Here is a 26,086-nt window from a genome sequence, read left to right on the forward strand (position 1 = left end):
GCCGGCCGATCATGCGGCTCCCCCCCCCCGCCCCGGAGCCGGCCGATCATGCGGCTCGCGCCGACGATCTCGCCGAGATCCTCGCCGCATTCCTGCCGACGGATCGGTCTGTCACCATCGCCGATCTCGGCGCGGGGGCCGGCAGCAATCTCCGCTACCTTGCCCCGCGACTGCCACAGCGCCAGCAGTGGACACTCATCGACCATGACACCGAGCTGCTCGAACGTGCCGTGGCGGCCGCCCCCACTGATGCAAGCGCCAGTGACACGCGCGTCCTTGCCCGTGCCCATCCAGCGGAGCTGGCCGGTTTCCCCGACTGTCTGCCGGAGACACCGGATCTGCTCACCGCCTCGGCCCTGCTGGATCTTGTCTCCGAGGACTGGATGCGGCGGGTCGTGGATATCTGCTGCCAGCGGCGTATACCGGCACTGTTCGCCCTGAGCGTGGATGCTCGACTGTCGCTCGCACCCGCCGTATCAGGCGATCAGCTCGTCGAGGCCGCGGTACTCACCCATCAGCGTGGATCGAAGGATATGGGACCGGCGCTGGGACCGGACGCCAGCGCCCTCGCGGCCCGACTGTTTGCCGAGCGCGGGGCACAGGTCGACTGTCGCCGGAGTGACTGGCGGCTCGGCCCCGAGGAGGCCTCACTCCAGCGACTCCTCATTGAGGGCTGGCACCAGGCCGCCCGCGTGCAGCGCCCCGACGCCACCGAGACCATCGATCACTGGCTGAACGAACGGCTGCGGTTGCTCGAGCGAAGCGACATCCGCGTGGGTCATCAGGACCTGCTGGCTATCCCGTGCCGCGACTGATCCGGCTGCTGATCAGTCTGCTGATCCTTGGCTTCATCGCCGAGCGGTTCGGTGCCGGGGTACTCGAGCAACTCCAGCAGGTGGACGGGCGCTGGCTTGTCGCCGGCCTCCTGATCACCGTCGCCCAGGTCCTGCTATCGGCCTGGCGATGGCGGTTCACCGCGGCGCAGCTGGCAGTGCCGCTGCGCCCCGGCGTCGCGGTCCGTGAGTACTACCTGGCGACATTGGTCAATCAGATACTGCCCGGCGGTGTTGTCGGTGATGCCCAGCGTGCCTGGCGTCACAGTCACAATACGCCCCGTCGTGGCCCCGCATTCCAGGCCGTTGTGATCGAACGCTTCTCGGGGCAGCTGGCGATGGTCGCGCTGGCGCTGGTGGTCTGGGGGTATTGGCGCCCAGGCGGGGCACTGGCGTTACCGGACGCCTGGTTCACCGGGGCAGTTGCGCTGATGGGTGCCATCGGCGCCGCATTCGCCGCCTTGGCACTGATCACCGGATGGCGCCCGCACTGGCTGATCGACTGGTGGCAGGCACTGCGCTGCGCACTGCTGGCGCCGCGTGTTCTGCCCATTCAGCTGATCGCCTCCATCCTGGTGGCGGCCAGTTATATTGGTGTCTACGCAACCTGTGTGCTGTCACTGGCGCCGGAGTCGTCGCCCGCGACCTGGTTGCCGCTGATCCCGCTGGTGCTGTTTGCGATGTTGATCCCGGCGAGTATCGCCGGCTGGGGATTACGGGAGGGCGCTGCAGCCGTCCTCTGGCCACTCGCCGGCCTTCCGGCGGCGGAAGGTGTCAGTGCTGCCGTTCTCTACGGGGCCTTGTCACTGGTCGCGAGTACACCCGGCCTGATCGCCGTCATGCGCCATTGAAGTCGAGCCGATAGAGTCGATCCGCTCCCAGCGCGAAGGGCTCGACGGTGGGCCGCCACGCCTGGTCCATATGGTCGATCGTCGGCAGGTTCAGCCCTGTTGGACCCGAGCCGATGATCACCGGCGCCACGACCAGGTAGAGCGAGTCCACCAGGCCTGCCGCGAGCCATGCCGAGACGGTCTGCGCGCCTCCCTCCACCAGCAGGCGGCGGATACCTGCCGCGGACAGACACTCCAGCACCGCTGCCGGTGACCCATCCAGGAGCGGAAAATGTCGATCCACCGGCGGCGCTGTGGCGGTCGGGGGGGTCACCGCCCAGGTCGGCGCGGCGCCATCCACGAATACATGCCGATGGGGGGTTAGATGATCGCGGCTGATCACGACCACGCGCGTCGGGTTGGGACCGCTGACCGCCCGGACCGTCAGCTGTGGGTCATCGGCGACGACCGTTCCGGCCCCGACCAGCACCGCGTCGCAGAGCGCCCGAAGGCGGTGCAGATGGACCCGGTCAGCCTCGCCGGTGACGTAGCGTGAGTGGCCGCTTGGAGTGGCGATCCGGCCGTCCAGGCTCTGTCCGAGTTGGGCAACGACCCGCGGCCGCCCCGTCACCGGACGGGTCAGAGGGGCGTAGCGGGCGCTCAGCGCAGCGTCGATCGCAGGGGCCGACAGACCGGCCACATCCGCTGGTTCCAGACATTGCGCATCGGCCGCGACCGATCCGCCGATGGCCTGACCCCGACACTGGCGGATGAGCGCCGGCCAGACCGTCTCTGGCCGCTGCCCCGTTCCTGAAACGTCTTTTTGTGCCATATTGGCGGAATTGTTACAGGCCTGGACGGTCTATTGCGAGAAATCGTCTTCAAGGAGCAGGCATGCAGCGCATCCGGCGCGCACTGATCGATCTCAGGCGGGGCGAACCCGTTCACTTGGCGCATCCGGCCGGCGGAATGCTGATACTGGCGCTCGAGAACCTGAGCGACGCATTGCTGGGCCGCGCGCGAACGCTCGCCGCCGGCGACCCCTACCTGCTGATCACGCGACACCGCGCCCATGCAATGGGTCTGGATGACGGCGACCGTCATGATCTGGCCATGACATTGGATGCCGATCATCCCGTTGAGACCGCCATCGAGCTCGCGAGCGATCAGGCCGACTCGCCGGTGGACCGGGGCAGCCGGGCCGCCGAAGCCGCTGAGCAGGAGGCCCTCAACCTTGCCCGACAGGCGACGCTGCTACCGGCGCTGGTCGCCATCGCCACCGGCGAGGAAGACGCACGGCTCAATGACGAGATCGGGCGCGGCGAGGTCCTCTCCATCGAGATAACCGATATTCATAGCGCATGCATCGAGAACGCTCGACAGCCTGAGCGTATCAGCGAGGCACGCGTGCCGTTGGCGGATGCGGAGCAATCACGATTCATTCTCTACCGCGAGGCGGACGGCCTGCTCGAGCATGTGGCACTGATTGTCGGCGATCCCACGCAATGGCCGGACACCCCTGCCCTGCGCATGCACTCCGCCTGTCTCACCGGCGATCTGTTCGGTTCGCTGCGCTGCGACTGCGGCGAGCAGCTCAGAAGCGCGGTGGGGACGATCGCCGACGAAGGCGGGGGTATCCTCCTCTACCTCGCCCAGGAGGGTCGCGGCATTGGTCTCGCCAATAAGCTCCGCGCCTATGGCCTGCAGGACACCGGACTGGACACCGTTGACGCCGATCGGCTGCTTGGCTTCGGGGCGGATGAGCGCCGTTACGAGGTAGCGGCTGCGATGCTGGACGACCTCGGCATCGATCGGGTTCGGCTGATGACGAACAATCCCGGCAAAATCGCCGCGCTGGAGCGTCACGGCATTGAGATCGCGGGGCGCGAGGCGATTCATGGCGCACTCAACCGACACAACCAACGCTATCTGACCACCAAGGCCGAGCGGGCCGGCCACTGGCTGGAAGAGGTGATCACCGGTACCGCCGATCGCCACTCGCGCTAGGCGCGCGGCTGCGGCGCCGATAGTCGTGCCAGCGGGAACTGCGCCGTCTCGGTCAGAACGCGTGCCAGCGATTCGGCGTAATGGGCCGCGAGTTCTCCGCCCAGCGCGGCGTCGCCAGCCCGCGCATCACCCGCCACGCCGGTCCGATTCAGATCACCCGCCAACCAGGCGAACCGTGCCGGGCGCGTCTCTGCACCAATCCATTTGAAAGCCGCGAGCGCATCATACTCGATCGAAACGGCATGATCGGCCTGTTGGTCCGCCACCTGTGTTGGTGCGAAGTGCCGCATCAGCGCCGTCTCCAGCGCACCGCCATGCAGGCCCTCCCGCGCCTCACGGGCGCTGATCGCATCGACGGGGGGTGGAAAATCGAAGTAGCAGGCCTTCACGACCAGTAGCCCGAGATCCCGGCGCAGCCGCAGCGCTGCGGTGTCCATCGCGGCGAGATTGCCACCATGGGCGGAGAACATCACCAACCGACGGAATCCCGATCGTGCCACAGAGGCTCCGATGTCATAGAGCATCGCCTCGAAGGTCGCCGGCTCCAGCGCCAGGGTCCCTGGAAAGCCCGCATGCTCGATACCCTGGCCAACGTTGAGTGTCGGCAGGCGCAACACCGACCCACCGCCCGTGCAGCGCTCGATCGCGGCCATCGACAGGCCCTCAGCAATACAGGCATCCGTCGACAGCGGCAGATGCGCACCGTGCTGTTCGACCGCACCCAGCGGCAGCAGGGCGACCGCGTCGTTACCACTGGCGCTGGCCAGTGATTGCGTGGTGTGATCCGCCCACTCCGCGGTGGTCATGCCAGCGTCTCCAACCGATCCAGCCGTGCCGCCAGTAGCCCGGGAAAGTGTTTGAACCAGGTCGCGTTGAGCGGCGAGGGATGTGGCAGCGGATGCAGTGTCAACCGGCGGAGTGTGCCATCGGGGCCGCGGTAATCGAGGCATAGCGACTGCTCGAAACGGTCCTCGCGCTGCCAGTACTGTTGCAGTTGCTCACGGACCGCCGCCGTCTGGCCAAGACCGAACCAGAAAAAGGCTTCCCGGCCGAGCGTGATGACGTCGCTACCGTTCCACAGCTCGAGGAGAACGTCGGCGACCAGTGGTTGGAAGCGTCGCTTCACCGCCATCGGCCAGGCCTTGTTGCCCAGTGGTTTGTAGGGAACAGTATTGGCCCAGAAGTAGGGAGCACCCGCAGCGAGGGCATCGCGGGTTCCATTCATCTCGCCGCCGTGATGACGCTGAAACAGCACCCGCCGCACCTGCCGGCCGCCCGCGCCGATGAATGGAACCCCGACATGGATCTCGTCCCGACCCGGGTCCCGGCCGAAAAAGGCGATCCGGGCATCGGCCGGCCCAAGTCCGAAAATCGGCTCGGTGGGTTGCCGGCCAGCGGCCTCGTAGACGGCTTCATCACGCCCGGCGAGGCCCTCCGAGGCGCTCTGGAACCGCTCCATCAGAGCGGTGGGGAGATCGCGCATTTCAGTGCACGGTCGCCTGGCGCTCGCGGGTTTCCTTGAGCACGCCGACAACGTCTTCCTCCCAGCTCTTGGCGAGGGGGGACTGCGCAACCAGCGCCGAGACTTCGTCCGCACTGACCGGGTCGCCGCCGTCGTCACCCACGGCAAGCCGGGAGTGATCCCGGTCACGGAGCTCGTAGGCACGCTCGCCGCTGTCGCCATCGCCGACCCGCAGGGTGATCTCGTCGGCGTCGACGATTGCCCGCCAGTTGACCTGCGCCATCCAGCCACGGGCGTTGGAGTACAGAGACACGCCGGCGAGCTCATGGCCGCTGCCGCGTTGATTGTCCATGACGTGGACGCTGCTCGAGAGGTGCTCGAATGGGTTGTCTTCGAGGATCTGCAGGAGCTCTTTTTTGGGAATGACGGCCTCTGCTCGCATCAAATCCACCTTTGCGGTCGCATAATTCATCACCTGCATCATACAACCCGACCGCCGGTCTGTTGACCCATATCCGCATCGCGTATGCTCTAGTTGTCGAAATTGATTTCCTGAGCAACGGCTACTCGATCATGTCCAACTCGATTCGCCAGAGGCAGCGCCGTGCCGAGCGCACCCGCGACTTCCTCAAGGAACTGACCCAACGCTACCCCGCCTGCTTCAGCAGCCAGCGCGATGCGATACGCCCCCTCGAAATCGGCATTGAAAAGGCCCTGCGCGCAGCCCTTGATCATGACGATGGCGATCAGGCGGCGCCCAACTGGCTCATCCGCCAGGCACTCGCCCGATACACCCGCTCACCGGCGTATCTGAATGCCATCATCGCTGGGCACGAACGGATCAATCTACAGGGCGAAGCGGTCGAGGCGGTCACCGAGTCCGCGATCAACCGCGCCCACGAGCAGCGTGCTGAGCAGAAACAGCGCAGCGCCGAGCGTAAACGCCAAAAGGCCGAGGAGGCCGAGGCGCGCAAACGCCAGGAGAAGCTCTCGCAGCTCGCGGAGCGCTTCAATCAGTAACCCCTGCCAAGCCGCAACAGGACACCCCAGTGAGCTCATCCATTGATCTGAAGGCATTGAGTCGGGACGCGCTGGCCTCGCTGCGCGACCGGGTCGAGACCGAACTCGAGGCGCGTGCATTCGAGGATCAGCTGCGCCGCGAACTGCAGTCCCACCTCAGCCGGCAGGCCTGGATCGACGATCATCATCAGGCGCAGCGGCGCCGGCGCTGAGCCAGTCTCCAACGATGGCGCAACGCATTGTCTCGCTGCTTCCCGGAGCCACGGAGATTGTCGCCGCGCTGGGACTCGCCGACCGGCTGGTGGGTATTTCCGCTGAATGCGACCAGCCATCCGCCCTGATGGATCGGCCACGCGTCAGCATCGCCGCCCTGGATACCGGGGAAACGGACCCCGCTGCGATCGACCGCGAGGTGCGGGCACGACTGGCGAGCGGCGCGCCGCACTTCCGCGCTGACAGCGACGCCCTGCGGGCACTGCGACCCGACCTCGTGCTCTCGCAGTCGCTTTGTGATGTCTGTGCCGCCACCCCCGACAGCCTGACCGCCAGGGCGATTGGCGATGCCACGGTGCTGGCGCTGGATGGTCGCGACCTCAAGGGACTGCTTCGGGATATCGAGCGGGTGGCGGCCGCCGCTGGCGTGCCCGATCGGGGCGTGAGGCTTATCCAGTCACTCGAACGACGGCGGCGGACGGTCGCCGAGCGGCCGCGCTCAACCGCGCGGGTGCTCGCCGTGGAATGGCCGGAGCCATTGTTCATCGGCGGCCACTGGGTACCGGATATGATCGTGACGGCCGGCGCCCGGGCGCTGAATGCGCCGGGCGATCACTCGGTCGCAATCGACTGGGACCAGGTCCGCGATTTCGCACCAACGGTCGTACTGGTACTCCCCTGCGGACAGTCCATTCGCGGAGCGGCGACCGGACTGCAGTCGCTGCAACAGCGGCCGGGCTGGCGCGCACTCCCCGCCGTCCGGCGCGGTGAGGTCTATCTCCTCGATGGCAACCGATACTTCAGTCGCCCGGGGCCCGCGGCGTTCACGGGTCTCGAGATCACCGCGCATATCCTCGGTACCGACGCCACCGACCCGGCACCCGGCGCCTGGCGCCGCGCCACGGAGTAATGCCGATGGGTTGGGAGGGATGGCTGACGATCCTCATCGTGCTCTCGGTTCTGGGCGGACTGGCAACCGGCCTCGCCTCGCCGGTGGGCATTCTCTTCACGGGGCTGGCCCTGTTGGTCACAGCAAGCGCAGTCACCGGAAGCGAGCAACTGCTGGATGCCGCGACCGCCGCGGAGGGGTTTGGCAGTAGTGGCCTGATCACGGTTGGACTGCTGTTCGTCGTGGCCTCAGGACTCACCCGCACTGGAGCGATCGCGATGATCGCCGAACCACTCATCGCCCGGTCCCGTGGGCTGCGCTCTGCCCAGCTGGGCCTGCTGACTCCGGTTGCCGCGCTCAGCGCGTTTCTCAACAACACCCCCATTGTCGCGGTCTTCCTGCCGGTGGTGGATGACCTCGCGCGACGTCTGCAGTTACCGGCCTCGCGCCTCTATCTGCCCCTCAGTTATGCCGCCATCCTGGGCGGGACCTGCACGCTGATCGGCACCAGCACCAACCTCATCATCAATGACCTCGCGAGCGCCGGCCGCGGGATGGAAGGCCTTGGCTTGTTTGATCTTGCCTGGGTCGGCGTACCGATCACGCTGGTCGGGCTTGTGTATCTGTTAACAGCCTCTCCATGGCTCCTGCCCGATCGCCGTGACAGCGCTGCCGATCGACTCGACCCACGGCAGTACACCGTCGAAGTCGAGGTGATCCGCGACGGACCGCTGGTCGGCAAGTCGATCAAGGACGCCGGGCTACGGCATCTGCCGGGACTGTTTCTCGCCGAGATTGAGCGCGAAGGCCAGCTCATTCCCGCTGTCGGCCCCAGCGAACGGTTGCGCGCCAGTGATCGGCTGGTGTTTGTCGGGGTGCTGGAGTCGGTGGTCGACCTGCATAAGATGCGGGGGCTGCGGCCGGCCACCCGGGCCGTCGAGGATCTCAATGAGCCGCGGCGTGAGCGCTGTCTGGTCGAGGCCGTTGTCTCCGAGGCCTGTCCACTGGTGGGCCGCAGCATTCGTGCCGGGCGCTTCCGCGAGCGCTATCAGGCCGCCGTCATCGCCGTTGCCCGTGGTGGGCGTCAGCTGCCCGGCAAGATCGGTGATATCGTCCTGCGCCCCGGCGACACCCTGCTGCTCGAGACCCACCCGAGTTTCGTCGACCGCCAGCGCGATGCGCGCGACTTCTATCTCGTCAGCGGCGTCGAGGACTCGGCACCGCCGCAGCACGACAAGGCCTGGCTGGCGATACCGATCCTCGCCGCTATGGTGGCGCTCGCGGCGACGCCCTGGATGAGCATGCTCAACGCCGCCCTGCTCGCCGCCATGGCGCTGGTGGTGACACGCTGCATGCAGCTCGGCGAAGCGATCCGCAATGTCAACTGGAATGTCCTGCTGGTCATCGGCGCCGCGCTCGGCATCGGCCAGGCCATGGACAATAGCGGCGCCGCCGCCGCCATCGGCGGCCAGGTCATGGCACTCACTGACGGCCGGCCGCTGCTCGCCCTCGCCGCCATCTATCTGCTGACAATGGTCACCACCGAAATGATCACCAATAACGCCGCGGCGGTGCTGATGTTCCCCATCGCCATGGCGGCCGCAGAGTCGCTCGGTGTGTCCGCCACGCCGTTCGCCATTGCAATCATGATCGCGGCATCGGCAGCATTCGCCACACCCATCGGCTACCAGACCAACCTCATGGTCTTTGGCCCGGGCGGCTATCGCTTCGGCGACTATGTCCGCTTTGGTCTGCCGCTCAACCTCATTGCCATGACCCTGGCATTGCTGATCATCCCCAGGGTCTGGCCGCTGTAACGCGGGACCGCTAGGCTGTCGGCATGACTCAAGGCAATCGATCGGAGGCTTCAATGGGGGCGCATTTCAATCCGGATCACGCACGGGAGATGGTCGAGGCGGATTGGCACGAGAGCATCCGCCCGGCACTGGAGGCGTTCATTGGCATCCCGGCAAAGTCGCCCGCCTTCGATCGGGACTGGTCGGACAACGGCCATATCGACGCAGCGGTCGCGCTGGCGGAGGACTGGTGCCGGCAGCAGGCCCCGACCGGCAGTCACGTTGAGGTGATCCGTCTGACCGGGCGGACCCCGCTGCTATGGGTGGATATACCCGGCACCGGTGCCGGTGAGACCCTGCTCTACGGGCATCTCGACAAGCAACCCGAAGCCAGCGGCTGGGACACTGACAAAGGCCCCTGGACGCCGGTGGTCGAGGGTGACCGCCTTTACGGCCGTGGTGCGGCGGATGACGGGTATGCCGTGTTCGCATCGCTCGAAGCGGTCCGGCTCCTGCATGACCAGGGCATCCCCCATCCACGCTGCATGCTGCTCATCGAGTGTGCCGAGGAGAGCGGCAGCCCGGATCTGCCGGCCTATATCGACTATCTCGGCCGTCGGCTGGGTCAGCCGGGGCTGGTGGTCTGCCTCGATTCGGGCTGCGCCAACTACGACCAGCTCTGGGTCACCACCTCGCTGCGCGGCATGGCCGCCGGCGATCTGAGGGTGCGGGTCCTCGAGCAGGGCGTGCATTCCGGTGACGCCGGCGGCGTCGTGCCATCAAGCTTTCGCATTGCCCGCTCGCTCCTCGATCGCATCGAGGATGCCGCGACTGGAGCGGTCCGCCTGCCAGCGCTCCAGGCCGATATCCCCGCCGAGCGACAGGAGCAGGCGCAACGGGCAGCGACGGTCGTCGGTGGCGATCTGGCCGGGAAGTTTCCATGGGCGAATGGGACCCAGCCAAACAGCGATTCCACACAGACACTCATCCTCAACCGCACCTGGCGCCCCGCATTGGAGGTGATCGGCGCCGATGGCCTACCGGCACGCGCTGAAGCCGGCAATGTCCTGCGATCCGAGACTGCACTGCGGCTCTCGCTCCGGCTGCCGCCCACCGTGGACGGTGACACAGCGACCCGGGTGATGGCGGACACCCTGACGGCCAATCCGCCACAGGGCGCCGAGGTCAGTTTTCGGGCCGCTGGAGCCGCCAACGGCTGGAACGCGCCGGCATTCGCCGGCTGGTTGGGGGACAGTCTGGTCGCGAGCTCGGAGCACTGGTTTGGCAAACCGGCGGTCTTCATGGGCGAAGGCGGTAGTATCCCACTGATGAATCTCCTTGGCCGCCATTTCCCGGCAGCGCGATTCCTGGTCACTGGTGTGCTGGGCCCGGGCTCGAACGCCCATGGCCCCAATGAATTCCTCCACATGCCGATGGCGAAACGCCTCAGCGGTGTGGTGGCCGAGGCACTGGCCGCCCAGGCGGCGGCCGGATAAGCGGATCCGGCGCTACCAGGGAATCGGGGCGCCATCCCAGGCGAAAAAGCCGCCCGAGTCCTCAAGGCTCGCCGCATCGATACGCTCGAGGAGCTTGCCGGCGGCGAACTCGGTCCGGAACAGCTTGCCCTCGGGGACGCGCTTCTGGAATGGCTCTGACAGCCCGGTGTCGGTGGTGCCGGGGTGCAGCGCGAGGCAGATCACCCGCCGCGCCCGACGCCGGCACTCGATGGCCATATCACGGGTGAACATGTTCTGCGCCGCTTTACTGGTCCGATAGCCGTACCAGCCTCCCAACCGATTGTCGGTGATACTGCCAACCCGCGCCGAGAGACTGGCGAACACCGCCCGATCGGCATGGTTGAGCAGTCCCAGGCAATACCGGCCGATCAACGCCGGAGCCAGCGCGTTCACCCGATAGTTTGCCAGCATCGCCTCGGCATTGATGTCCTCGAGGCGTTTTTCCGGCCAGATGCCCCGAGCCTCGTCGTGGAGCAGACCGAATGCATTGATGAGCAGATGCAGGCGCGGGCTGTCGCCACGCAGCGTCTCGGCCAGCCGGGCGATGCTCGACTCATCGAGGATATCCACCGGTACCGGCACACAGCGCTCACCATAGGCCTCGCGAAGCGCTGTGAGCCGCGGGCCCTGGGGCGTCCGCGAGGCTGCCCAGACCCGGCGCGCGGGTGAGTCGGCCAGGAGCTGCTCGACCAGCGCCGCACCAATTCCCCCGCTGGCCCCCACCACCAGGACGTTCGAGTCGCCATCGAGCGTATTCATCATTCCAGTCCTCATGCCGCGTTATAATCGAATTATGTCAGTCCCACTCATCCAGCCCACCCGTCTGGGTCTCTACTGTGCCGCCGGCGACTTCCACATCGATCCCTGGCGACCCGTGCCACGGGCCCTCATCACCCATGCCCACGCCGATCATGCCCGCCCCGGGAGCGGTGAGTACTGGGGCAGCCATGCGGGACTCGGGCTGATGCGACGGCGGTTGGGCCCCAGGGCCGTGCTCAACGGCGTGCATTACCGCCAGGCATTGCGGTTCGGTCCGGTCACGGTCAGCTTCCATCCCGCCGGCCACATCCTCGGCTCGGCACAGATCCGCGTCGAGCACGAGGGCGAGGTCTGGGTCGCCTCCGGAGACTATAAACGTGATCCCGATCCGACCTGCGCGGCCTTTGAGCCGGTGCGCTGCGATACCTTCATCACTGAAGCCACTTTCGCCCTGCCCGTCTACCGCTGGCCGCCGGTGGAGACAGTCGCCGCGGACATCCACCATTGGTGGCGACGCAACGCCGCGAACGGGCGCACGACAGTGCTCTTTTCCTATGCCCTCGGCAAGGCCCAGCGCCTGATGGCGGCGCTGCCGACGGAGCGCCCCGGCCCGATCTATCTCCACGGTGCCGTAGCACCACTCACCGAGGACTATCGCGAGGCGGGCATTGCCCTGCCGGACACCCATCGGGTCAGTGAGGCACCGAAGGACGAGGACTACGCGAGCGCACTGGTGATCGCGCCGCCCAGCGCCGCCGGGTCCACCTGGATGCGCCGGTTCCGCCGTCCGGCCCTCGGCTTTGCATCCGGCTGGATGCGGATTCGGGGTAACCGCCGGCGTCGGGGCTATGATCGTGGCTTCGTCATCTCCGATCATGTCGATTGGCCGGGACTGCTTCAGACCATCGAGGACACCGGCGCCCGGGAGATCCTCACCACCCATGGCCGTGCGGACGAACTGGTCCGCTATCTGGGCGAGCAAGGCCTGCAGGCCCGGCCGCTGGCGACGCTCTACGGTGATGACGGAGACAGTGGGGAGGACGGCTGATGCAGGGTTTCGCCGATCTGTTCCGTGCGCTCGACGAGCAGCGCGGCACCAACGCCAAGGTCGACGCCATGACCGAGTACTTCCGCCAGGTATCAGCCGCTGACGGCGCCTGGGCGGTCTACTTCCTCAGCGGCCGTCGACTGAAACGGCTGATCGGCCCGGTGCAGCTGCGCGAGTGGCTGACGCAGATGACCGGCCTGCCCGCCTGGCTGATTGAGGAGACCCATCAGCATGTAGGCGATCTGGCCGAGACGGTCGCGCTGATGCTCGAGACACCGACACGCACCGCTGGCGACGGCGACGGCGCGGATCCCGGCCTCGCCACCTGGGTGGAGTCACGGATCCTCCCGCTCCGCGATCTGGATGACGCAACCCGTCGCCATCAGGTCACCACGGCATGGTGCGAGCTCGACGAGGCAGGGCGATTCCTCCACACCAAGCTGCTCACCGGCGCGCTGCGGGTGGGGGTCTCACAGACCCTGGTGGAACGGGCCCTGGCGCGGGCCAGTGGTCATCCACGTCCGGTCATCGCCCACCGGATGATGGGCCAATGGTCTCCCGAGCCTGCGTTCTACACCGGACTCTTCGATGCGAGCTCCGGGCAGGAAGACGCCTCCCGCCCCTATCCCTTCTTTCTCGCCCATCCCCTCGAGGGCGATCCGCGCGAATCGCTGGGTGCCATTGACGACTGGCAACTGGAGTGGAAGTGGGATGGCATACGTGCCCAGCTGGTACGACGCGACGACGCGGTCTATCTCTGGTCGCGGGGCGAGGCGCTGGTCACCGAGACCTTTCCCGAACTGATCACGGCCGCCGACGCACTGCCGGCGGATACCGTGATCGATGGCGAGATCCTCGCATGGCAGGACGACGTCCTGCCCTTCGCCCAGTTGCAGCGCCGTCTGGGGCGTAAGCGCGTGACGCGTCGGTTCATGAACGAGGTCCCGGTGAGACTGATGGCCTACGACCTGCTTGAGGCCAACGGCGAGGACCTGCGCGGTGAGCCACTGACATCCCGCCGCACCCGGCTTGAGGCCCTGATGGCGCCGATGGAACCGCCGCTCATGATTTCACCGCTGATTGAATCAACGAGCTGGTCGGATCTTGCCGGCCGCCGCGACGAATCCCGTGACCGGGGCGTCGAGGGCATCATGCTGAAAGGCCGCGACACCCGATACGGCACGGGTCGATCCCGTGGCCCATGGTGGAAATGGAAGGTCAGCCCGCTCACCCTCGATGTCGTGCTGCTCTATGCCCAGCCCGGTCATGGACGGCGGGCCAACCTCTATACCGACTACAGCTTCGCGGTCGCCGATGGGGATCAGCTGGTGCCCATCGCCAAGGCCTACTCCGGGCTCGACGATCGCGAGATCCGGCGCCTCGACCGATGGATCCGACGCAACACGAAAGAGCGGTTTGGCCCGGTCCGCTCGGTCGAACCCGTGCAGGTCTTTGAACTCGCGTTCGAGGGCATTGCCCCCTCGTCCCGGCACAAATCCGGGCTTGCACTGCGCTTTCCACGGATCGTCCGCTGGCGCGAGGACCTGGGGCCGGCCGATGCCGATACGCTGACCCAGGCGCGGGCGCTGCTGCCTTGAGTACCCAGGCGCGGGCAAGGCTGACCGAGTGGTTCGCGCAGAACGGCTGGCAGCCGGCCGATTTTCAGCACACCGCATGGGATGCCTATGGCCGGGGCGAGAGTGGGCTCATCCACTCCGCCACGGGCTCCGGGAAATCGTTGGCGGCCTGGGGCGGAGCGCTGATCGAGGGGCTGGACGAGGCGGCTGCCGGGGGTCGGCGACCGGCCGGGTTCAGAGTCCTGTGGATCACGCCGTTGCGCGCACTCGCGGGTGACACCGTCCAGAATCTGGCAACAGCCGCCGCCGGTGTGGGTCTCGACTGGCGGGTCGAGAAACGGACCGGTGATACCCGCAGCAGCACCCGGACCCGTCAGCGTCAGCGGCCACCCGAGGCCCTCGTCACCACCCCAGAGAGCCTCTCGCTGCTGCTCTCCTACCGCGATGCCGGCCGCCAGTTCGAGGATCTCCAGGCCGTGATTGTCGATGAATGGCATGAGCTCATCGGTACCAAACGGGGCGTCCAGCTCGAGCTCTGCCTGGCGCGGCTGCGACAGCTCTCCCCCGGACTGCGCACCTGGGGACTGTCGGCGACGCTGGGCAATCTCGACGAGGCCCGTGACTGCCTGCTCGGTCAGGAGACGACGGCGGGGCGGCTGATCGAGGGCCCGGCCGCACGCCCCATTGATATCCGCACCCTCGAACCCGGGACCAACGAGCGCTTTCCATGGGCCGGTCATCTGGGTACACGACTGATCGACGGCGTGATCGCCGAGCTAGAGGGGCCCGGGAGCTGCCTGCTTTTCACCAACACCCGCTCGCAGGCGGAGCTGTGGTTCGAATCGCTGGTCCGCGCCCGTCCGGACTGGATCGAGGGACTGGGGCTGCACCACGGTTCCATCGATCGCTCACTCCGCGACCGGATCGAGGCGGGACTCGCCGCCGGCACGTTCCGCTGCGTGGTCGCCACCGCGAGCCTCGACCTCGGCGTGGATTTCGCACCGGTGGACCGAGTCATTCAGGTCGGCAGTCCCAAAGGCGTCGCCCGCCTCGCGCAGCGCGCCGGTCGGAGTGGTCACCAGCCTGGCCGCCGCAGCACCGTGCTATGCGTGCCCACCAATGCACTGGAGATGGTCGAGATCGCCGCCGCCCGACGCGCCTGGGCGGCCGGTGAGGTGGAGGCGCGGCGGCCGCTGCGCGACAGCCTCGATGTCCTCGCTCAGCATCTGGTCACACTGGCCGCCGGTGACGGCTTTGACGCCGATGCCCTCTATGCGGAGGTCCGCGGCACACATGCCTTCGCGGGACTGGAGCCGGCGGCGTGGCAGTGGACACTCGACTTTGTCACTCATGGCGGTCCGGTCCTTGCCGCCTATCCGGATTTCCAACGCGTAGTGCGGGACACGGAGGGCCGACACCGCATCGCCGGTCGGAGCCAGGCGAGTCGCCATCGCATGAGCATCGGCACGATCACCAGCGATGCCGCCATCGCGGTGCGCTATCAGGGTGGCGGCCATATCGGCACCATCGAAGAGAGCTTCATCGCGCGTCTGCGACCGGGCGATGTGTTCCTGTTCGCCGGACGCAGCCTCGCTCTGGTCCGTGTCCGGGATCTGACCGCCTACGTCCGCCGCGCCAGCGCTCGGCGACAGGCCGTCCCTCGCTGGCAGGGCGGACGGCTGCCCCTGTCGACTGCCCTCGCCGACCATGTGCTCGCACTGCTCGCCGATGCGGCTGAGGGCCGCTTCGAGGCACCGGAGACGGCGGCTATCCGGCCGCTGTTGAGCGTACAGGCCGAGTGGTCCGCCCTGCCCCGACCGGGCACCCTGCTGATCGAACGGACACGCTCCCGCGAAGGGAAACATGTGTTCATCTATCCCTTTGCCGGCCGGCTTGCCCACGAGGGATTGGCCACGCTCTGCGCCTGGCGGCTCGGGCAGCATACGCCGGCCACCTTCAGCCTGTCGGTCAATGACTATGGCTTTGAGCTGATGGGCCGCGACATCCCCCATCTGGATGCGCCAGGCTGGCAGGCCCTTTTCGACGACCGGGATCTGATCGATGACCTGATGAGCGCCATGAACGCCAGTGAACTGGCCCGCCGCCAGTTCCGCGACATCGCTCGGGTGGCGGGACTGGTGTTCCAGGGCTATCCGGGCAAGGGCAAGAGCGCGCGGCAGCTACAGGCATCCAGCGGACTGATGTTCGATACCATCGATCGCTACGATCCGGACAACCGGCTGCTCGATCAGGCGCGCCGCGAGGTGCTCGACAGTACCCTCGAGGTGGAGCGGCTGCGCACCACGCTGCAGCAGATGGCGGATGCCGAGCTGCTCATCCACACCACCGATCGGTTCACGCCGCTGGCCTTCCCGCTCTGGGCCGAACGGCTGCGCAACCGGTTGACCACACAGAACTGGCAGGATCGTGTTGCCCGCATGGTCGCGCAGTTGGAAAAGGCCGCTGGTCAACCATGACCCTGCAGTCACTCAGTTTCGCGGGCCAGACACTCGATCTACTCCCGCAGCGGGCGGTGTTCTGGCGACAGACCGGCGCGCTGCTGCTGGCCGATCTGCATCTGGGCAAGGCCGCGGCCTTCCGACGCGCCGGGCTTGCGGTCCCCGAAGGCGACAACCAGTCGACACTGCAGCGCGTGGATGCGCTGATCAACGCCTGGCAGCCGCGATCACTGATCCTGCTTGGCGATATCCTGCACGCCTCGCTCGCCGCCGATCCAGCCCTGCACCAACAACTGCTGGACTGGCGCACGGGCCATCCCTCACTCGCGATCATCGCCATCATTGGCAACCATGACCGCGATATCCGTCAGCTCGAGCCCGCCGTTGACTGCCGGGTCGAGGGACTCGAGACAAACGGTCTGATCCTTCGCCACCACCCCCCGGAGAACGCCTCGGCGGGGCCCTGGATCGGTGGGCACTGGCATCCCATGGTGCGGCTGGCCGCCGGCGGCGACAGCCTGCGACTGCCGGCGTTCATTCACGAACCCGGCGATGGTCTGGTGGTACCCGCTTTCGGTGGTCTGACCGGCGGTGTACTGATTGAGCGACGGCCGGGACGACGGCGCTATGTAACCAGTGAGGCCGCCGTGTTCGGGATCGACGCCCCTCAGCGCTCGGACTGAACCCGCATCCGCCGCACCATCCAGAGCCAGCGAAGCACCCAGATCCAGCCGATCATGAGCGTGACACCCCCAAGCGGCGTTACCGGCCCAAGCAGGCCCGGTCCGCCCAGGGCCAGCCAGTAGATGCTGCCGGAGAACAGAACGCAGCCGAGCCCGATCAGTAATGCGGCGTGGCTGCGCACCTGGGCGGCCGGGAAACGGTCGGCCATGGCGCCCAGCACGAACAGCGCCAGACCATGGATCATCTGATAGGTCGCGGCCGTCTCCCAGGCGGCGCGCGTTGACGCCGGCAGGTCAGGATTCAGGGCATGGGCACCGAGCGCGCCAAGCAGCACACCCGTACCCACTAGCAGGACGCCCACCACGAGGCTGGGATAGCCGGCAATCCTTTCGTTCGAATCCATGATTGCAACCCTTTACACAAAAAAAAGCCGACAGGAGTGTCGGCCAAGAGGAGGAGAGAGAGGTAAACTCTGTGTTGCGATGCAGTATAGCACTTCATCGACCTGCGCCAACAACCGTGTGATCCGTTCTGTCTATTCCCCACGCATGCGGCTCCGCAATGTCTCCGCCTGGGCACGGATTGCCGCGCGCTGCCCGTCGGTCTTGCGCTGCAGGTTGCGGTACTGGAACTGCAGTCGCCGATTACCGGCAAGCTGTTCCTCGTGCCGGTCGAGGAAGTCCCAGTAGAAAGTGGTGAACGGACAGGCCGTCTCGCCCACCGCCTCTTTCGGGTTGTACCGGCACTGCGCGCAGGCGTTGCTCATCCGGTCGATGTAGGCACCGCTGGCACAGTACGGCTTGGTTCCGACGACACCCCCGTCGCCGAACTGGCTCATCCCCAGGGCATTGGGAAGGCTGACCCAGTCGGCGGCATCGAGATAGAGCGCCATATGCCACTCGTGGAAGGCGTACGGATGGACCCCGTAGAGCTGAGCGAATAACCCCAGCACCATCAGGCGCTGGATATGGTGGGCATAGCCATGGCGCAGCAGCGCCGACATCGCATCGGCGACACAGGCCATGTCGGTCTTCCCATCCCAGAAAAACGACGGCAGATCAGCCTGGTGGTCGAGGGCATTCAAATCGGCATAATCGGGCATCCGCAGCCAGTACACTCCGCGGATGAATTCCCGCCATCCAAGGATCTGGCGGACGAATCCCTCGACCGCGTTGAGCGGCGCATCGCCTGCCGCCAACGCCGCCTCTGCCCGCTCCAGACAGGCTCGTGGGTCGAGCAGATGCAGGTTGAGCGAGGTCGAGAGCCGGGCATGATAGAGCAGCGGCTCGCCCACCCAGATCGCATCCTGCCAGGTCCCGAACGCCGGCAGTCGGTAGCGGATGAAATCATCCAGCGCGACCTGCGCCTGATCAGGCGTCACGGGTTGATTGAAGTCGGCTGCATCGCCCGGGTGATCGCCATACCGCTGATGGACCATATCGATCACCCCGTGGGTGATGGCATCGGGCTCGAAGACCGGGTGCGCCGGTAACTCACCCGGGCCCGCCGAACCGAAGGCGGCGCGGTTGTCCTTATCGAAATTCCACGCCCCGCCGCTTGGCTGCCCACCGTCCATGAGCACGTCATGGCGCTTGCGCATGCTGCGGTAGAAATACTCCATGGTCAGGCTCTTACGCCCTTTCGCCCAATCCTGGAATGCCTCGCGGCTTGCCAGAAAGTGACGGTCCCGATGCCACTCCAGGGGCACCTGCGCCGCGGTTACGACATCGCACAGGCCCTGCTCAACCGACCAGTCGCCCGCCTCCATCAGCACGACGGTATCGGGCTCCAGCACCGGCAGGTCGGCGGCCAGCCGGTCGGCGGGCCCGTTGATGGTCGCCGACCGGTCGGCATCGTCGGCGGCGTGGTAGTGAACGGTCACGCCGCGTTCCCGCAATTCATCGCGTAAATGGCGCATCGCAGCGAAGTAGAGCACGAGGCGCTGCTGGTGGACCGCCCCGCCAGTCGGGTCGCTGACCGTTTCCGCCATCCAGACAGCATCCTGCCGCGGGTCGACATCGCTGAGTAGCGGGCCGTTGCGATCAAGTTGATCGCCCAGCACGACGATCAGTCGCCGGATTGTGCTCATTCGCGCCTTGCCTCCTGCATCGGGGGAACCAGCATCGACGGGTCGATACGCTGGTCAAACCAGTTCATCCGCCAGTCGAGATGCGGTCCGGTCACACGACCGGTTGCTCCCACCTCAGCGACGATCTCGCCCTGACGGACCCGATCGCCGGGTGCCACCCGCATCGCCGACAGATGCAGGAAGCTCGATGACAGACCCTGACCATGGTCGAGGATCAGTGTTCCACCGGAGAAGAAAAGATCCTTCGCGGCGAGGGTCACCACCCCATCGGAGGGCGCGCGGACCGGCGTTCCGGTGGGCCGCGCGATATCGATACCGTAATGCGGCTGCCGCGGCTCATCGTTGAGGATGCGCTGACTGCCAAAGATGCCCGAGATGGGGCCAGTCAGCGGCCAGACCCAGCCAGCGTCGAAGTGGCGCGCCGCCAGTCGCCTGGATCGAGCCGCCCGAACCGCCGCCGCATCGCGGCGGATCCGCTTCAGGGTCTCGGCATCGGGACTGACCTGATTGCGGTCGAGCCCGTCGATGCGCTGAATGTCGTAATCACGTCGCGCCACCCGAAGGGTGCGTTGCTGACGCGCGCCGTCAGCGAAAACCGCTGTCACTGTCACGGTTTTGGGCGCATCGCGGCCCAGTCCCAGCACGAATCGCCCATCGGCATCCACAGGGATCTCGTGCCCCATCGCCCGGACCCTGGCGTCGGGTGCCACCTGCCCATGCAACAGACCACCCTGGCGACGGGGCCCCTCCATCTCCAGCGCCGCCGCTCCCAGCGAGAGGCATAGCAGGAGCAGTCCGATCGTCGTATGGGTGATGGTCATCGCAGGGATCCTTTCCATGAGGTCAGGACGGTGCATCCGCCAGCGGGCGACAGCGTGGACAGATACCCTCGATTTCAACAGTCTGCTCGAGCTGCACGAATCCCAGCTCACCCGCGCGATGGTCAAGTGATGCCTCGATCGCATCGTCATCGAGCTCAGCCACTCGATGGCAGTAGCGGCAGATCAGGAACTGGCCGTTGTGACTGTGCTCGGGATGCCCGCAACCGACATAGGCGTTGATCGAGGCCAGCCGATGGACAAACCGCTCAGCCATGAGGAAATCCAGCGTCCGGTACACAGTCGGCGGGGCCGCCGCGGCGGTCCCTTCCCGCAGCCGTGCCAGCAGATCATAGGCCTTGACCGGCTGGTGACTCTCCCAGATCAGCTCCAGCACCCGGCGTCGCAGCGCGGTGAGCCGCCGGCCCCGCTGCGCGCAGAGACGCTCCGCCTCGGCCAGCGCCTCATCGATGCAGTGCTGATGATCGTGATCGTCGCCGGGGAAAGCCCTCATCCGCCTCGTCTCCTGCCTGGGGGTATCAAGCCTAAGCGCTCGCTTGCCGACGGGAAACCCTAGGCCGGGCGGGCGACGCGATTGCGCAGATAGACCGGTTCCAGCTCTGCGGCGGGGATGGCGTCTCCGCGGGCCAGAGCATGCCGCGCCAGCTCCATGGCCGCTCCCATGTCGGGGACGCAGTCGGACCAGACCCCCGTCAGACCGGTCGCCTGCGCGAGCGGCGGATAGGCGGCGAAGCCACTGCCAGCGCCGCACCATTGCCCGGCGGGAAGGCTCGGGCTGACCGGCGGACCCAGCCACTCGGCGGAGACCGCCACCGTGGTTGATTCTGTCCCTGCGCCGCGGCGGAACAGTCCGCCATAGACCTCACCCATGCGTGCATCCAGCAGCACCACCGCGCCGTCCGGCGCGGCATCGGCCTGCAGCACGGCCTCGGCGACGACCTGGAGGGTCGATAGTCCCACCACCGGCCGATCCAACCCCATCGCCAGACCCTGACCGACCCCAGTGCTGATGCGCACACCGGTGAAGCTGCCGGGCCCACGGGTACAGGCAATGGCATCAACCGCCGGACGAGCGATCCCGGCCTCCGCCAGCAACTCATCCGCGAACGCGAGGATCGTAGCGCTCTGGCCCCTGCGCGCATGCGCGACCCGGCTGAGCACTGTTCCGTCGACGGCCAGCGCGACGCTGCAAGGCCCGGTGGTCGCATCGATACCAAGCATCACGGATGACGGGTTCATGGCTCGGCCTCCGGTTCGGGTGCATCGGCGATATCCGCCTCGAAATCGAATTCCAGCTGGATTTCCTCGTAATAGGGATCAAGTCCACCGGCGTAAACCGCTTCCTGGGGCACGATGCGGTAGGTGGATGGCTCACCCACAGGGATCGGCGGACCAATGCGCTGCCGCAGCCAGGCGAAACCGCCCAACAGCAGTCCTGCGCCCGCGAGGGTCCAGAACAGCCCCGCCGGACCGATGAATGACATCAGCTGCGAGGCGACCAGCGGACCAAGGATCATCCCTGAACCGTGAACCAGCAGCAGACTTGCACTGGCACCCAGCATCTGTTGCGGCTCAATGAAGTCATTGGCGAGCGAGAGGGAGATCGGATAGAGCGTAAAGGCCAACCCGCCCCAGAGGATCGCCATGCCGATGACCAGCAGCTCACTGGTGCCGGTCACATAGACGATGCCAACGCTGGAGGCGGTCATCAGAAAGCTCACCCCCATCAGCACATCCCGGCGGTTGAAGCGATCCGAGAGATGCCCGATTGGCCACTGCAGCAGGAACCCGCCGAGGATGCTCAGCCCCATCAGCCAGGCAATACGGCTGTCGCTGAACCCGACGCTGCGGGCATAGACCGGCGCCAGCCCCAGGAACGCCCCGCCCACAACGCCAGCAAGCGCGGAACCGACTACTCCGAGCGGCGAGGCATCGAACAGGTGGCGCAGGCCGACCCGCTCGACCACCGGCAGTGCCGGCGAGGCGATCCGGGTGATCGTGACCGGCACCACAGCCGCGGCGATCAGCATCGCGGCAAGACTGAAGAGCTCGAACCCGCCCGGCTTACCGATCATCAGCAGGAACTGCCCTCCACCCAGGCCGACGTAACTGACGATGCTATAGACCCCGAGCACCTGTCCGCGGCGCTCACTGGGTGTCCGGTCATTGAGCCAGCTCTCCGTCACCATATAGAGACCGGCGAGACTGAAGCCATAGGCCACCCGCATCGCCCCCCAGAGCCAGGGGTCGATCAGCATCGGGTACACCAGGGTACTGATCGCCGCCATCGCAGCGAAGGCCGCGAAACTGCGGATGTGACCGACCCGCGAGATAATACCGGCGCAGACCAGCGTCGCCAGCACGAATCCGACCGAGTAACCGGCCGTCACGATACCGATGACGCCGGTGTTGAAGGCCTCCTCGGACATGCGCACACCGACCAGTGTCGTGAGCAGCCCGCCACCAGTCAGCAGCAGTCCGAACGATACGAACAGTGCAATCAGCGGTGAGAGCGTGCGCTGCATGCGGATACCGACCGTGGGTGGGCGTGGAGTGCGTTGCGAAGTGTCTCGAGGATAGTCGACCTGCCGCGGCATTGCTACTATCAGTGCCTGTCATGACAGGCCAGCCCGGGGGGCGGAATTGATCGACGAAGAAATCCCTGACAAGGGCATCCGGCTGCGCTCACCCACCGCCGATGAGGGGGGTGCCATGTGGGCAGTGGCACGGGATACACAGACCCTTGATCTCAATTCGAGCTATCTCTACATGCTGCTCGCGCGCGATTTCGCCGATACCTGCGTCATCGCCGAACACGACGGCCGGGTCGTCGGCTTTGCCAGCGGCTATCGCCGACCGCGACATCCCGAGGTCGTGTTCCTCTGGCAGGTCGGCATCCGACCCGGCCTGCAGGGTCAAGGACTGGGCAAGCGTCTCATCGCCGCGTTCCTGAGACAGCCTGGCGCTGACCGTGCCAGCATGCTCGAGACCACCATCGCCCCCGACAACGGCGCCTCGCGGGCTCTGTTCCAGTCAATGGCCCGGGAGCTGGATGCGGAGTGCCAGATCAGTCCCTGTTTTCGGGCGGAAGACTTTCCGGATGAAGGTCACCCAACCGAGGAACTGTTCACGATCGGCCCGTATCGGCCGTCGGCACTCAATCGACTGGCCCCCTGAACGGGTCACCACCCCATCAATGCATTCAACCGCAAAAGGATTCGAACCATGAAGATCGTTGATCTGGAAGACATCAAAGGCTCCGAGCGTGAAGTCCACGGCCCCGGCTGGACCAGTCGCCGCCTACTCCTCAAAAAGGACGGCATGGGCTTTTCGTTCCACGAAACCATCATTCCGGCCGGCGCCGAAATGACGCTCTGGTACAAAAACCATCTCGAAGCGGTCTATTGCGTCGAGGGCAACGGCAGCGTCGAGGATCTGGCCACCGGCGAGCGCCATGAGCTGCGGGATGGCGTGCTTTATGCACTCGACCAGCACGACCGCCATGTACTGCGCGGTGGGACAGAGGACATGCGCCTGATCTGCGCCTTCAACCCGCCGGTCACGGGTCGTGAGACCCATGACGCGGATGGCGCCTACGAACTGGTCGAGGACTGATCGGCGAAAAACCCGGTCACGGCATCAAGATCGCGGACGAGTGGCATCGGTGGCAGGCTGCGACGAAACAGTCTGCCGTAGGGTTTGCTGACAATGCGGTTGTCACCGAGCACCAGCACGCCACGGTCCGCGGCATCGCGGATCAGCCGACCCACGCCCTGGCGGAGACCGATGATGGCCTCCGGTAGCTGATATTCACCAAACGGGCTGCGGCCCTGATCACGCAGCCATGCCGCCCGCGCCTGCAACACGGGATCTCCGGGCGAGGCGAATGGCAGCCGATCGATCATCACGCAGGACAGCGCCGGCCCGCGCACATCCACGCCCTCCCAAAACGACTGGGTGCCCAGCAGGATCGCCCCGGCCGTCTGGCGAAACCGCTCCAGCAGCTGTTTGGGCGCGGCGTCGCCCTGCACCATCAAGGCCGGCCAGCCGCGGCCGCGCAACCACTCGGCCGCCTGCTGCAGTGCCCGATGACTGGTGAACAGCATGAACGCCCGCCCTTCACTGGCCTCCAGCACTGGCTCCACGGCCCGCAGATAGGCCTCGTTGAAGCGCGGATCGCGGGGTTCCGGCAGCGATGCGGGGAGGTATAGCAGGGTGTTTGCGGCGTAGTCGAACGGGCTATCGAGTTGCAGCGTCTGCGCCGACTCCACGCCAAGGCGACGTTGAAAGTGCTCGAACGATGCGTTGACGCTCAGCGTGGCCGAGGTCAGCACCCAGGACTGTCCATGGCGTGACCGGCTCCTGCGAAAATGCTCGGCCACGTCCAGGGGTGTGAGCCGTAGCGCGAACCCCTGGCCCCGGGTCTCCACCCAGGCCACCTCCCGGGCGTCGGTCTCATTGGCGAGAAAGCCGCGCAGCGACGATTGGAGTTCATCACTGCGTTTATGGCAGTTCTCCAGTCCTCGCCCGCGGGCCGCCTGGGGCGCGAGCGCCCCGGTCAGCGACTCGAGGGCGGCGGCAAGGTCCGAGGCCGCCTCGATCGCCGCCTCGGGCGCCTCCGCCCATGCCGTGCGTGTGCCATCACCGAGGGCGAGTCGCAACACCGAGCTCTGACGCTCCACCGCACCAGCGCGTTCCGCGAGATCGGCCGAGTCGCCGGCCTCCCGCTGCTGCTCGAGCCGGGTGTCGCGTACCAGATCCTGTAGCTGACGACTCGAAATGGTGACGCCGAAAAACCGCGCGGCGGTCTCTGGTAACTGATGGGCCTCATCGAGGATGTAAACGTCCGCGCTCGGCAGAACCTCACCAAAACCACCCTCACGGAGCGCCCAGTCCGCCATCAGCAAATGGTGATTCACGACCACGACATCCGCTTCCTGCGCCTCGCGTCGGGCCTGCATCAGGAAACAGTCGGCATAGAGCGGGCAGTTCTGGCCCAGGCAGTTATCCGCTGTGGAGGTCACCCGCGGTTGTAGCCGTCCTTCGGCACTACCGGCGGGTGCTTCGGCCAGATCGCCGCTACGCGTGCGGCCCGCCCAGGCCCGAAGCTGCTGGAGACCATCGGCCATCGCCGCGGTCTCCAGACGTCCCTCCTCGAGGGTTCGCTCCATGCGGTAGAGACAGAGGTAATTGCCCCGGCCCTTGAGCAGTGCCGTACGGACCGGGCGCTCCAATGCGGCACGGGCGAGCGGCAGATCGCGATGATAGAGCTGATCCTGCAGCGTCCGCGTCCCGGTAGAAATCACCACCCGCTGGCCCGACAGGAGCGCTGGAATCAGATAGGCGAGCGTCTTACCGGTTCCGGTACCCGCCTCCACGACCAGCGATTCATCACCGTCGATCGCCTCGGCGACCGCATGGGCCATGCGCAGCTGCTCATCACGCGGCGCGTAGTCATCAAGGATATCGGCGAGTGGGCCATCGGCTGCGAGCGCGTGATCAAGCGCGGAGTAGTCGGTCATCAATCCACCGCCGGTCGACGTACGGCCAGATTCACGTAAACGGCGAGCGCTCCGACCATCGCGTAGGTCAACAACGTCCATAGCGGAATACTCAGCCCGAGGACCCGATCGACCTCGGCGCATTCCCCGGAGCCCGAGAGCACCATGCCGACCACCTCGGTGATCGGGAATACGCCCACCAGATAGTCCAGGCCGGGCCCACAGGCCGGCACCTGATCCGCCGGCAGTGACTGCAGCCATAGATGCCGCCAGGCCAGTCCGATCCCGGCGGCAGCTCCAATGGCGCTCAACGCGGCAACGATGCGCCCCGGAAAGAATACGCCCAGCAGTAGTGCCGTCCCGATCGCAACAAAAGCGATTCGCTGGAACACACAGAGCGGGCAGGGCTCCATTCCGCCGACCCCCTCAAGCACCAGCGCGAACCCCACCAGGCCAAAACACACCAGCGCGATGAAAAGATTGACCCGGGCCGGTTGCCGCCACTGTTGCTTGATGAACGCGATCATCCACGTAGTCTGCCGAATGGGCGCCGGCCTCGCCAT

General features: G+C 66.4%; 27 protein-coding genes. 14 read left to right on the forward strand and 13 right to left on the reverse strand.

Annotated elements, in window-relative coordinates:
* The first annotated feature begins 11 nt into the window (after positions 1 to 11).
* Together SPICUR_RS10015 and SPICUR_RS06725 are read left to right on the forward strand one after the other, a co-directional pair.
* Positions 12 to 815 (forward strand): class I SAM-dependent methyltransferase, encoded by an 804-nt coding sequence (locus SPICUR_RS10015; RefSeq protein ID WP_023367376.1) that lies wholly within the window; start codon positions 12 to 14, stop codon positions 813 to 815.
* Positions 803 to 1,684, forward strand: coding sequence for a lysylphosphatidylglycerol synthase transmembrane domain-containing protein (locus tag SPICUR_RS06725; protein ID WP_023367378.1), 882 nt, complete (start codon positions 803 to 805; stop codon positions 1,682 to 1,684). Before SPICUR_RS10015 ends, SPICUR_RS06725 begins: the two co-directional genes overlap by 13 nt.
* Here SPICUR_RS06725 and SPICUR_RS06730 read toward each other — a convergent pair.
* Complete coding sequence (locus tag SPICUR_RS06730; RefSeq protein WP_023367380.1) at positions 1,671 to 2,495, reverse strand: RibD family protein; 825 nt, start codon at positions 2,493 to 2,495, stop codon at positions 1,671 to 1,673. The genes SPICUR_RS06725 and SPICUR_RS06730 overlap by 14 nt on opposite strands.
* A 62-nt stretch (positions 2,496 to 2,557) precedes the next feature.
* Between SPICUR_RS06730 and SPICUR_RS06735 the strand changes: the two genes are divergently transcribed.
* Positions 2,558 to 3,670, forward strand: a complete 1,113-nt coding sequence (locus tag SPICUR_RS06735; RefSeq protein WP_023367382.1) for a GTP cyclohydrolase II — start codon at positions 2,558 to 2,560, stop codon at positions 3,668 to 3,670.
* Here SPICUR_RS06735 and SPICUR_RS06740 read toward each other — a convergent pair.
* Genes SPICUR_RS06740 through SPICUR_RS06750 form a run of 3 tightly spaced genes read right to left on the reverse strand, consistent with a single transcriptional unit; the run spans position 3,667 to position 5,574 of the window.
* On the reverse strand, positions 3,667 to 4,476 hold the full coding sequence (locus tag SPICUR_RS06740; RefSeq protein ID WP_023367384.1) for a creatininase family protein: 810 nt from the start codon (positions 4,474 to 4,476) through the stop codon (positions 3,667 to 3,669). The genes SPICUR_RS06735 and SPICUR_RS06740 overlap by 4 nt on opposite strands.
* The gene (locus SPICUR_RS06745; RefSeq protein WP_023367386.1) at positions 4,473 to 5,153 is read right to left on the reverse strand and encodes a uracil-DNA glycosylase family protein; all 681 of its coding nucleotides are present in this window, start codon (positions 5,151 to 5,153) and stop codon (positions 4,473 to 4,475) included. The genes SPICUR_RS06740 and SPICUR_RS06745 overlap by 4 nt, the downstream gene beginning before the upstream one ends.
* A gap of 1 nt (position 5,154) precedes the next feature.
* Positions 5,155 to 5,574, reverse strand: a complete 420-nt coding sequence (locus SPICUR_RS06750) for a hypothetical protein (RefSeq protein WP_041382417.1) — start codon at positions 5,572 to 5,574, stop codon at positions 5,155 to 5,157.
* Positions 5,575 to 5,705: 131 nt separating this feature from the next.
* Between SPICUR_RS06750 and SPICUR_RS06755 the strand changes: the two genes are divergently transcribed.
* The 5 genes from SPICUR_RS06755 to SPICUR_RS06775 are packed head-to-tail and all read left to right on the forward strand — an operon-like array spanning position 5,706 to position 10,546.
* The gene (locus SPICUR_RS06755; protein ID WP_041382418.1) at positions 5,706 to 6,152 is read left to right on the forward strand and encodes a ProQ/FINO family protein; all 447 of its coding nucleotides are present in this window, start codon (positions 5,706 to 5,708) and stop codon (positions 6,150 to 6,152) included.
* 29 nt (positions 6,153 to 6,181) lie between these two features.
* Positions 6,182 to 6,364: a hypothetical protein gene (locus SPICUR_RS06760; RefSeq protein ID WP_023367392.1), complete on the forward strand. Its 183-nt coding sequence runs from the start codon at positions 6,182 to 6,184 to the stop codon at positions 6,362 to 6,364.
* A 14-nt stretch (positions 6,365 to 6,378) separates the two neighbouring features.
* Positions 6,379 to 7,275: an ABC transporter substrate-binding protein gene (locus SPICUR_RS06765; protein ID WP_023367394.1), complete on the forward strand. Its 897-nt coding sequence runs from the start codon at positions 6,379 to 6,381 to the stop codon at positions 7,273 to 7,275.
* 5 nt (positions 7,276 to 7,280) lie between these two features.
* Positions 7,281 to 9,071 (forward strand): SLC13 family permease, encoded by a 1,791-nt coding sequence (locus tag SPICUR_RS06770; protein WP_023367396.1) that lies wholly within the window; start codon positions 7,281 to 7,283, stop codon positions 9,069 to 9,071.
* Between the two features lie 23 nt (positions 9,072 to 9,094).
* A complete protein-coding gene (locus tag SPICUR_RS06775) occupies positions 9,095 to 10,546 on the forward strand; it encodes a M20/M25/M40 family metallo-hydrolase (protein ID WP_237220323.1) in 1,452 nt (483 codons plus the stop codon).
* A 12-nt stretch (positions 10,547 to 10,558) separates the two neighbouring features.
* Here the strand turns inward: SPICUR_RS06775 and SPICUR_RS06780 are convergent, their stop codons facing one another.
* Entirely contained in the window at positions 10,559 to 11,329 is a 771-nt protein-coding gene (locus SPICUR_RS06780; RefSeq protein WP_023367400.1) for an SDR family NAD(P)-dependent oxidoreductase, read from the reverse strand.
* 31 nt (positions 11,330 to 11,360) lie between these two features.
* Here SPICUR_RS06780 and SPICUR_RS06785 point away from each other — a divergent pair, with 31 nt between their 5' ends.
* The 4 genes from SPICUR_RS06785 to pdeM are packed head-to-tail and all read left to right on the forward strand — an operon-like array spanning position 11,361 to position 17,093.
* A complete protein-coding gene (locus SPICUR_RS06785) occupies positions 11,361 to 12,374 on the forward strand; it encodes a ligase-associated DNA damage response exonuclease (RefSeq protein ID WP_148291332.1) in 1,014 nt (337 codons plus the stop codon).
* A complete protein-coding gene (locus tag SPICUR_RS06790; RefSeq protein WP_023367404.1) occupies positions 12,374 to 13,972 on the forward strand; it encodes an ATP-dependent DNA ligase in 1,599 nt (532 codons plus the stop codon). Before SPICUR_RS06785 ends, SPICUR_RS06790 begins: the two co-directional genes overlap by 1 nt.
* Positions 13,969 to 16,428 carry a ligase-associated DNA damage response DEXH box helicase gene (locus SPICUR_RS06795; protein ID WP_023367406.1) on the forward strand — a complete coding sequence of 820 codons (2,460 nt, stop codon included), beginning with the start codon at positions 13,969 to 13,971 and terminating at the stop codon, positions 16,426 to 16,428. Before SPICUR_RS06790 ends, SPICUR_RS06795 begins: the two co-directional genes overlap by 4 nt.
* Complete coding sequence (pdeM, locus tag SPICUR_RS06800) at positions 16,425 to 17,093, forward strand: ligase-associated DNA damage response endonuclease PdeM (RefSeq protein ID WP_023367407.1); 669 nt, start codon at positions 16,425 to 16,427, stop codon at positions 17,091 to 17,093. The genes SPICUR_RS06795 and pdeM overlap by 4 nt, the downstream gene beginning before the upstream one ends.
* Here the strand turns inward: pdeM and SPICUR_RS06805 are convergent.
* The 6 genes from SPICUR_RS06805 to SPICUR_RS06830 form a co-directional block, all read right to left on the reverse strand.
* Positions 17,078 to 17,497: a DUF423 domain-containing protein gene (locus SPICUR_RS06805; protein WP_023367409.1), complete on the reverse strand. Its 420-nt coding sequence runs from the start codon at positions 17,495 to 17,497 to the stop codon at positions 17,078 to 17,080. The genes pdeM and SPICUR_RS06805 overlap by 16 nt on opposite strands.
* A gap of 132 nt (positions 17,498 to 17,629) precedes the next feature.
* On the reverse strand, positions 17,630 to 19,183 hold the full coding sequence (locus SPICUR_RS06810; protein ID WP_023367411.1) for a cryptochrome/photolyase family protein: 1,554 nt from the start codon (positions 19,181 to 19,183) through the stop codon (positions 17,630 to 17,632).
* Entirely contained in the window at positions 19,180 to 20,004 is an 825-nt protein-coding gene (locus SPICUR_RS06815; protein WP_023367413.1) for a M23 family metallopeptidase, read from the reverse strand. Before SPICUR_RS06815 ends, SPICUR_RS06810 begins: the two co-directional genes overlap by 4 nt.
* 22 nt (positions 20,005 to 20,026) lie before the next feature.
* Positions 20,027 to 20,515 (reverse strand): Fur family transcriptional regulator, encoded by a 489-nt coding sequence (locus SPICUR_RS06820; RefSeq protein ID WP_023367415.1) that lies wholly within the window; start codon positions 20,513 to 20,515, stop codon positions 20,027 to 20,029.
* A gap of 59 nt (positions 20,516 to 20,574) precedes the next feature.
* Complete coding sequence (gene tsaB / locus SPICUR_RS06825; RefSeq protein ID WP_051373248.1) at positions 20,575 to 21,261, reverse strand: tRNA (adenosine(37)-N6)-threonylcarbamoyltransferase complex dimerization subunit type 1 TsaB; 687 nt, start codon at positions 21,259 to 21,261, stop codon at positions 20,575 to 20,577.
* Complete coding sequence (locus SPICUR_RS06830) at positions 21,258 to 22,547, reverse strand: MFS transporter (RefSeq protein WP_023367419.1); 1,290 nt, start codon at positions 22,545 to 22,547, stop codon at positions 21,258 to 21,260. The genes tsaB and SPICUR_RS06830 overlap by 4 nt, the downstream gene beginning before the upstream one ends.
* Positions 22,548 to 22,665: 118 nt before the next feature.
* Here SPICUR_RS06830 and ectA point away from each other — a divergent pair, with 118 nt between their 5' ends.
* Together ectA and SPICUR_RS06840 are read left to right on the forward strand one after the other, a co-directional pair.
* Positions 22,666 to 23,199: a diaminobutyrate acetyltransferase gene (gene ectA / locus SPICUR_RS06835; RefSeq protein ID WP_023367421.1), complete on the forward strand. Its 534-nt coding sequence runs from the start codon at positions 22,666 to 22,668 to the stop codon at positions 23,197 to 23,199.
* Positions 23,200 to 23,247: 48 nt separating this feature from the next.
* Positions 23,248 to 23,637 (forward strand): ectoine synthase, encoded by a 390-nt coding sequence (locus tag SPICUR_RS06840; protein WP_023367423.1) that lies wholly within the window; start codon positions 23,248 to 23,250, stop codon positions 23,635 to 23,637.
* Here the strand turns inward: SPICUR_RS06840 and SPICUR_RS06845 are convergent.
* Both SPICUR_RS06845 and SPICUR_RS06850 read right to left on the reverse strand, forming a co-directional pair.
* A complete protein-coding gene (locus SPICUR_RS06845; RefSeq protein ID WP_023367424.1) occupies positions 23,616 to 25,544 on the reverse strand; it encodes an ATP-dependent DNA helicase in 1,929 nt (642 codons plus the stop codon). The genes SPICUR_RS06840 and SPICUR_RS06845 overlap by 22 nt on opposite strands.
* Complete coding sequence (locus tag SPICUR_RS06850) at positions 25,544 to 26,050, reverse strand: disulfide bond formation protein B (RefSeq protein WP_023367426.1); 507 nt, start codon at positions 26,048 to 26,050, stop codon at positions 25,544 to 25,546. The genes SPICUR_RS06845 and SPICUR_RS06850 overlap by 1 nt, the downstream gene beginning before the upstream one ends.
* Positions 26,051 to 26,086 lie beyond the last annotated feature (36 nt).

It is taken from the genome of Spiribacter curvatus (assembly GCF_000485905.1).
Lineage (GTDB): Bacteria > Pseudomonadota > Gammaproteobacteria > Nitrococcales > Nitrococcaceae > Spiribacter > Spiribacter curvatus.

Bases quoted from the DNA above. Each gene is read 5' to 3' on its own strand.
- SPICUR_RS10015 (WP_023367376.1), top strand. From the start codon at position 12: ATGCGGCTCCCCCCCCCCGCCCCGGAGCCGGCCGATCATGCGGCTCGC.
- SPICUR_RS06730 (WP_023367380.1), bottom strand. From the start codon at position 2,495: ATGGCACAAAAAGACGTTTCAGGAACGGGGCAGCGGCCAGAGACGGTC.
- SPICUR_RS06735 (WP_023367382.1), top strand. From the start codon at position 2,558: ATGCAGCGCATCCGGCGCGCACTGATCGATCTCAGGCGGGGCGAACCC.
- SPICUR_RS06740 (WP_023367384.1), bottom strand. From the start codon at position 4,476: ATGACCACCGCGGAGTGGGCGGATCACACCACGCAATCACTGGCCAGC.
- SPICUR_RS06745 (WP_023367386.1), bottom strand. From the start codon at position 5,153: ATGCGCGATCTCCCCACCGCTCTGATGGAGCGGTTCCAGAGCGCCTCG.
- SPICUR_RS06750 (WP_041382417.1), bottom strand. From the start codon at position 5,574: ATGCGAGCAGAGGCCGTCATTCCCAAAAAAGAGCTCCTGCAGATCCTC.
- SPICUR_RS06755 (WP_041382418.1), top strand. From the start codon at position 5,706: ATGTCCAACTCGATTCGCCAGAGGCAGCGCCGTGCCGAGCGCACCCGC.
- SPICUR_RS06765 (WP_023367394.1), top strand. From the start codon at position 6,379: ATGGCGCAACGCATTGTCTCGCTGCTTCCCGGAGCCACGGAGATTGTC.
- SPICUR_RS06770 (WP_023367396.1), top strand. From the start codon at position 7,281: ATGGGTTGGGAGGGATGGCTGACGATCCTCATCGTGCTCTCGGTTCTG.
- SPICUR_RS06775 (WP_237220323.1), top strand. From the start codon at position 9,095: ATGACTCAAGGCAATCGATCGGAGGCTTCAATGGGGGCGCATTTCAAT.
- SPICUR_RS06780 (WP_023367400.1), bottom strand. From the start codon at position 11,329: ATGATGAATACGCTCGATGGCGACTCGAACGTCCTGGTGGTGGGGGCC.
- SPICUR_RS06785 (WP_148291332.1), top strand. From the start codon at position 11,361: ATGTCAGTCCCACTCATCCAGCCCACCCGTCTGGGTCTCTACTGTGCC.
- SPICUR_RS06790 (WP_023367404.1), top strand. From the start codon at position 12,374: ATGCAGGGTTTCGCCGATCTGTTCCGTGCGCTCGACGAGCAGCGCGGC.
- pdeM (WP_023367407.1), top strand. From the start codon at position 16,425: ATGACCCTGCAGTCACTCAGTTTCGCGGGCCAGACACTCGATCTACTC.
- SPICUR_RS06805 (WP_023367409.1), bottom strand. From the start codon at position 17,497: ATGGATTCGAACGAAAGGATTGCCGGCTATCCCAGCCTCGTGGTGGGC.
- SPICUR_RS06810 (WP_023367411.1), bottom strand. From the start codon at position 19,183: ATGAGCACAATCCGGCGACTGATCGTCGTGCTGGGCGATCAACTTGAT.
- SPICUR_RS06815 (WP_023367413.1), bottom strand. From the start codon at position 20,004: ATGACCATCACCCATACGACGATCGGACTGCTCCTGCTATGCCTCTCG.
- SPICUR_RS06820 (WP_023367415.1), bottom strand. From the start codon at position 20,515: ATGAGGGCTTTCCCCGGCGACGATCACGATCATCAGCACTGCATCGAT.
- tsaB (WP_051373248.1), bottom strand. From the start codon at position 21,261: ATGAACCCGTCATCCGTGATGCTTGGTATCGATGCGACCACCGGGCCT.
- SPICUR_RS06830 (WP_023367419.1), bottom strand. From the start codon at position 22,547: ATGCAGCGCACGCTCTCACCGCTGATTGCACTGTTCGTATCGTTCGGA.
- SPICUR_RS06840 (WP_023367423.1), top strand. From the start codon at position 23,248: ATGAAGATCGTTGATCTGGAAGACATCAAAGGCTCCGAGCGTGAAGTC.
- SPICUR_RS06845 (WP_023367424.1), bottom strand. From the start codon at position 25,544: ATGACCGACTACTCCGCGCTTGATCACGCGCTCGCAGCCGATGGCCCA.
- SPICUR_RS06850 (WP_023367426.1), bottom strand. From the start codon at position 26,050: ATGATCGCGTTCATCAAGCAACAGTGGCGGCAACCGGCCCGGGTCAAT.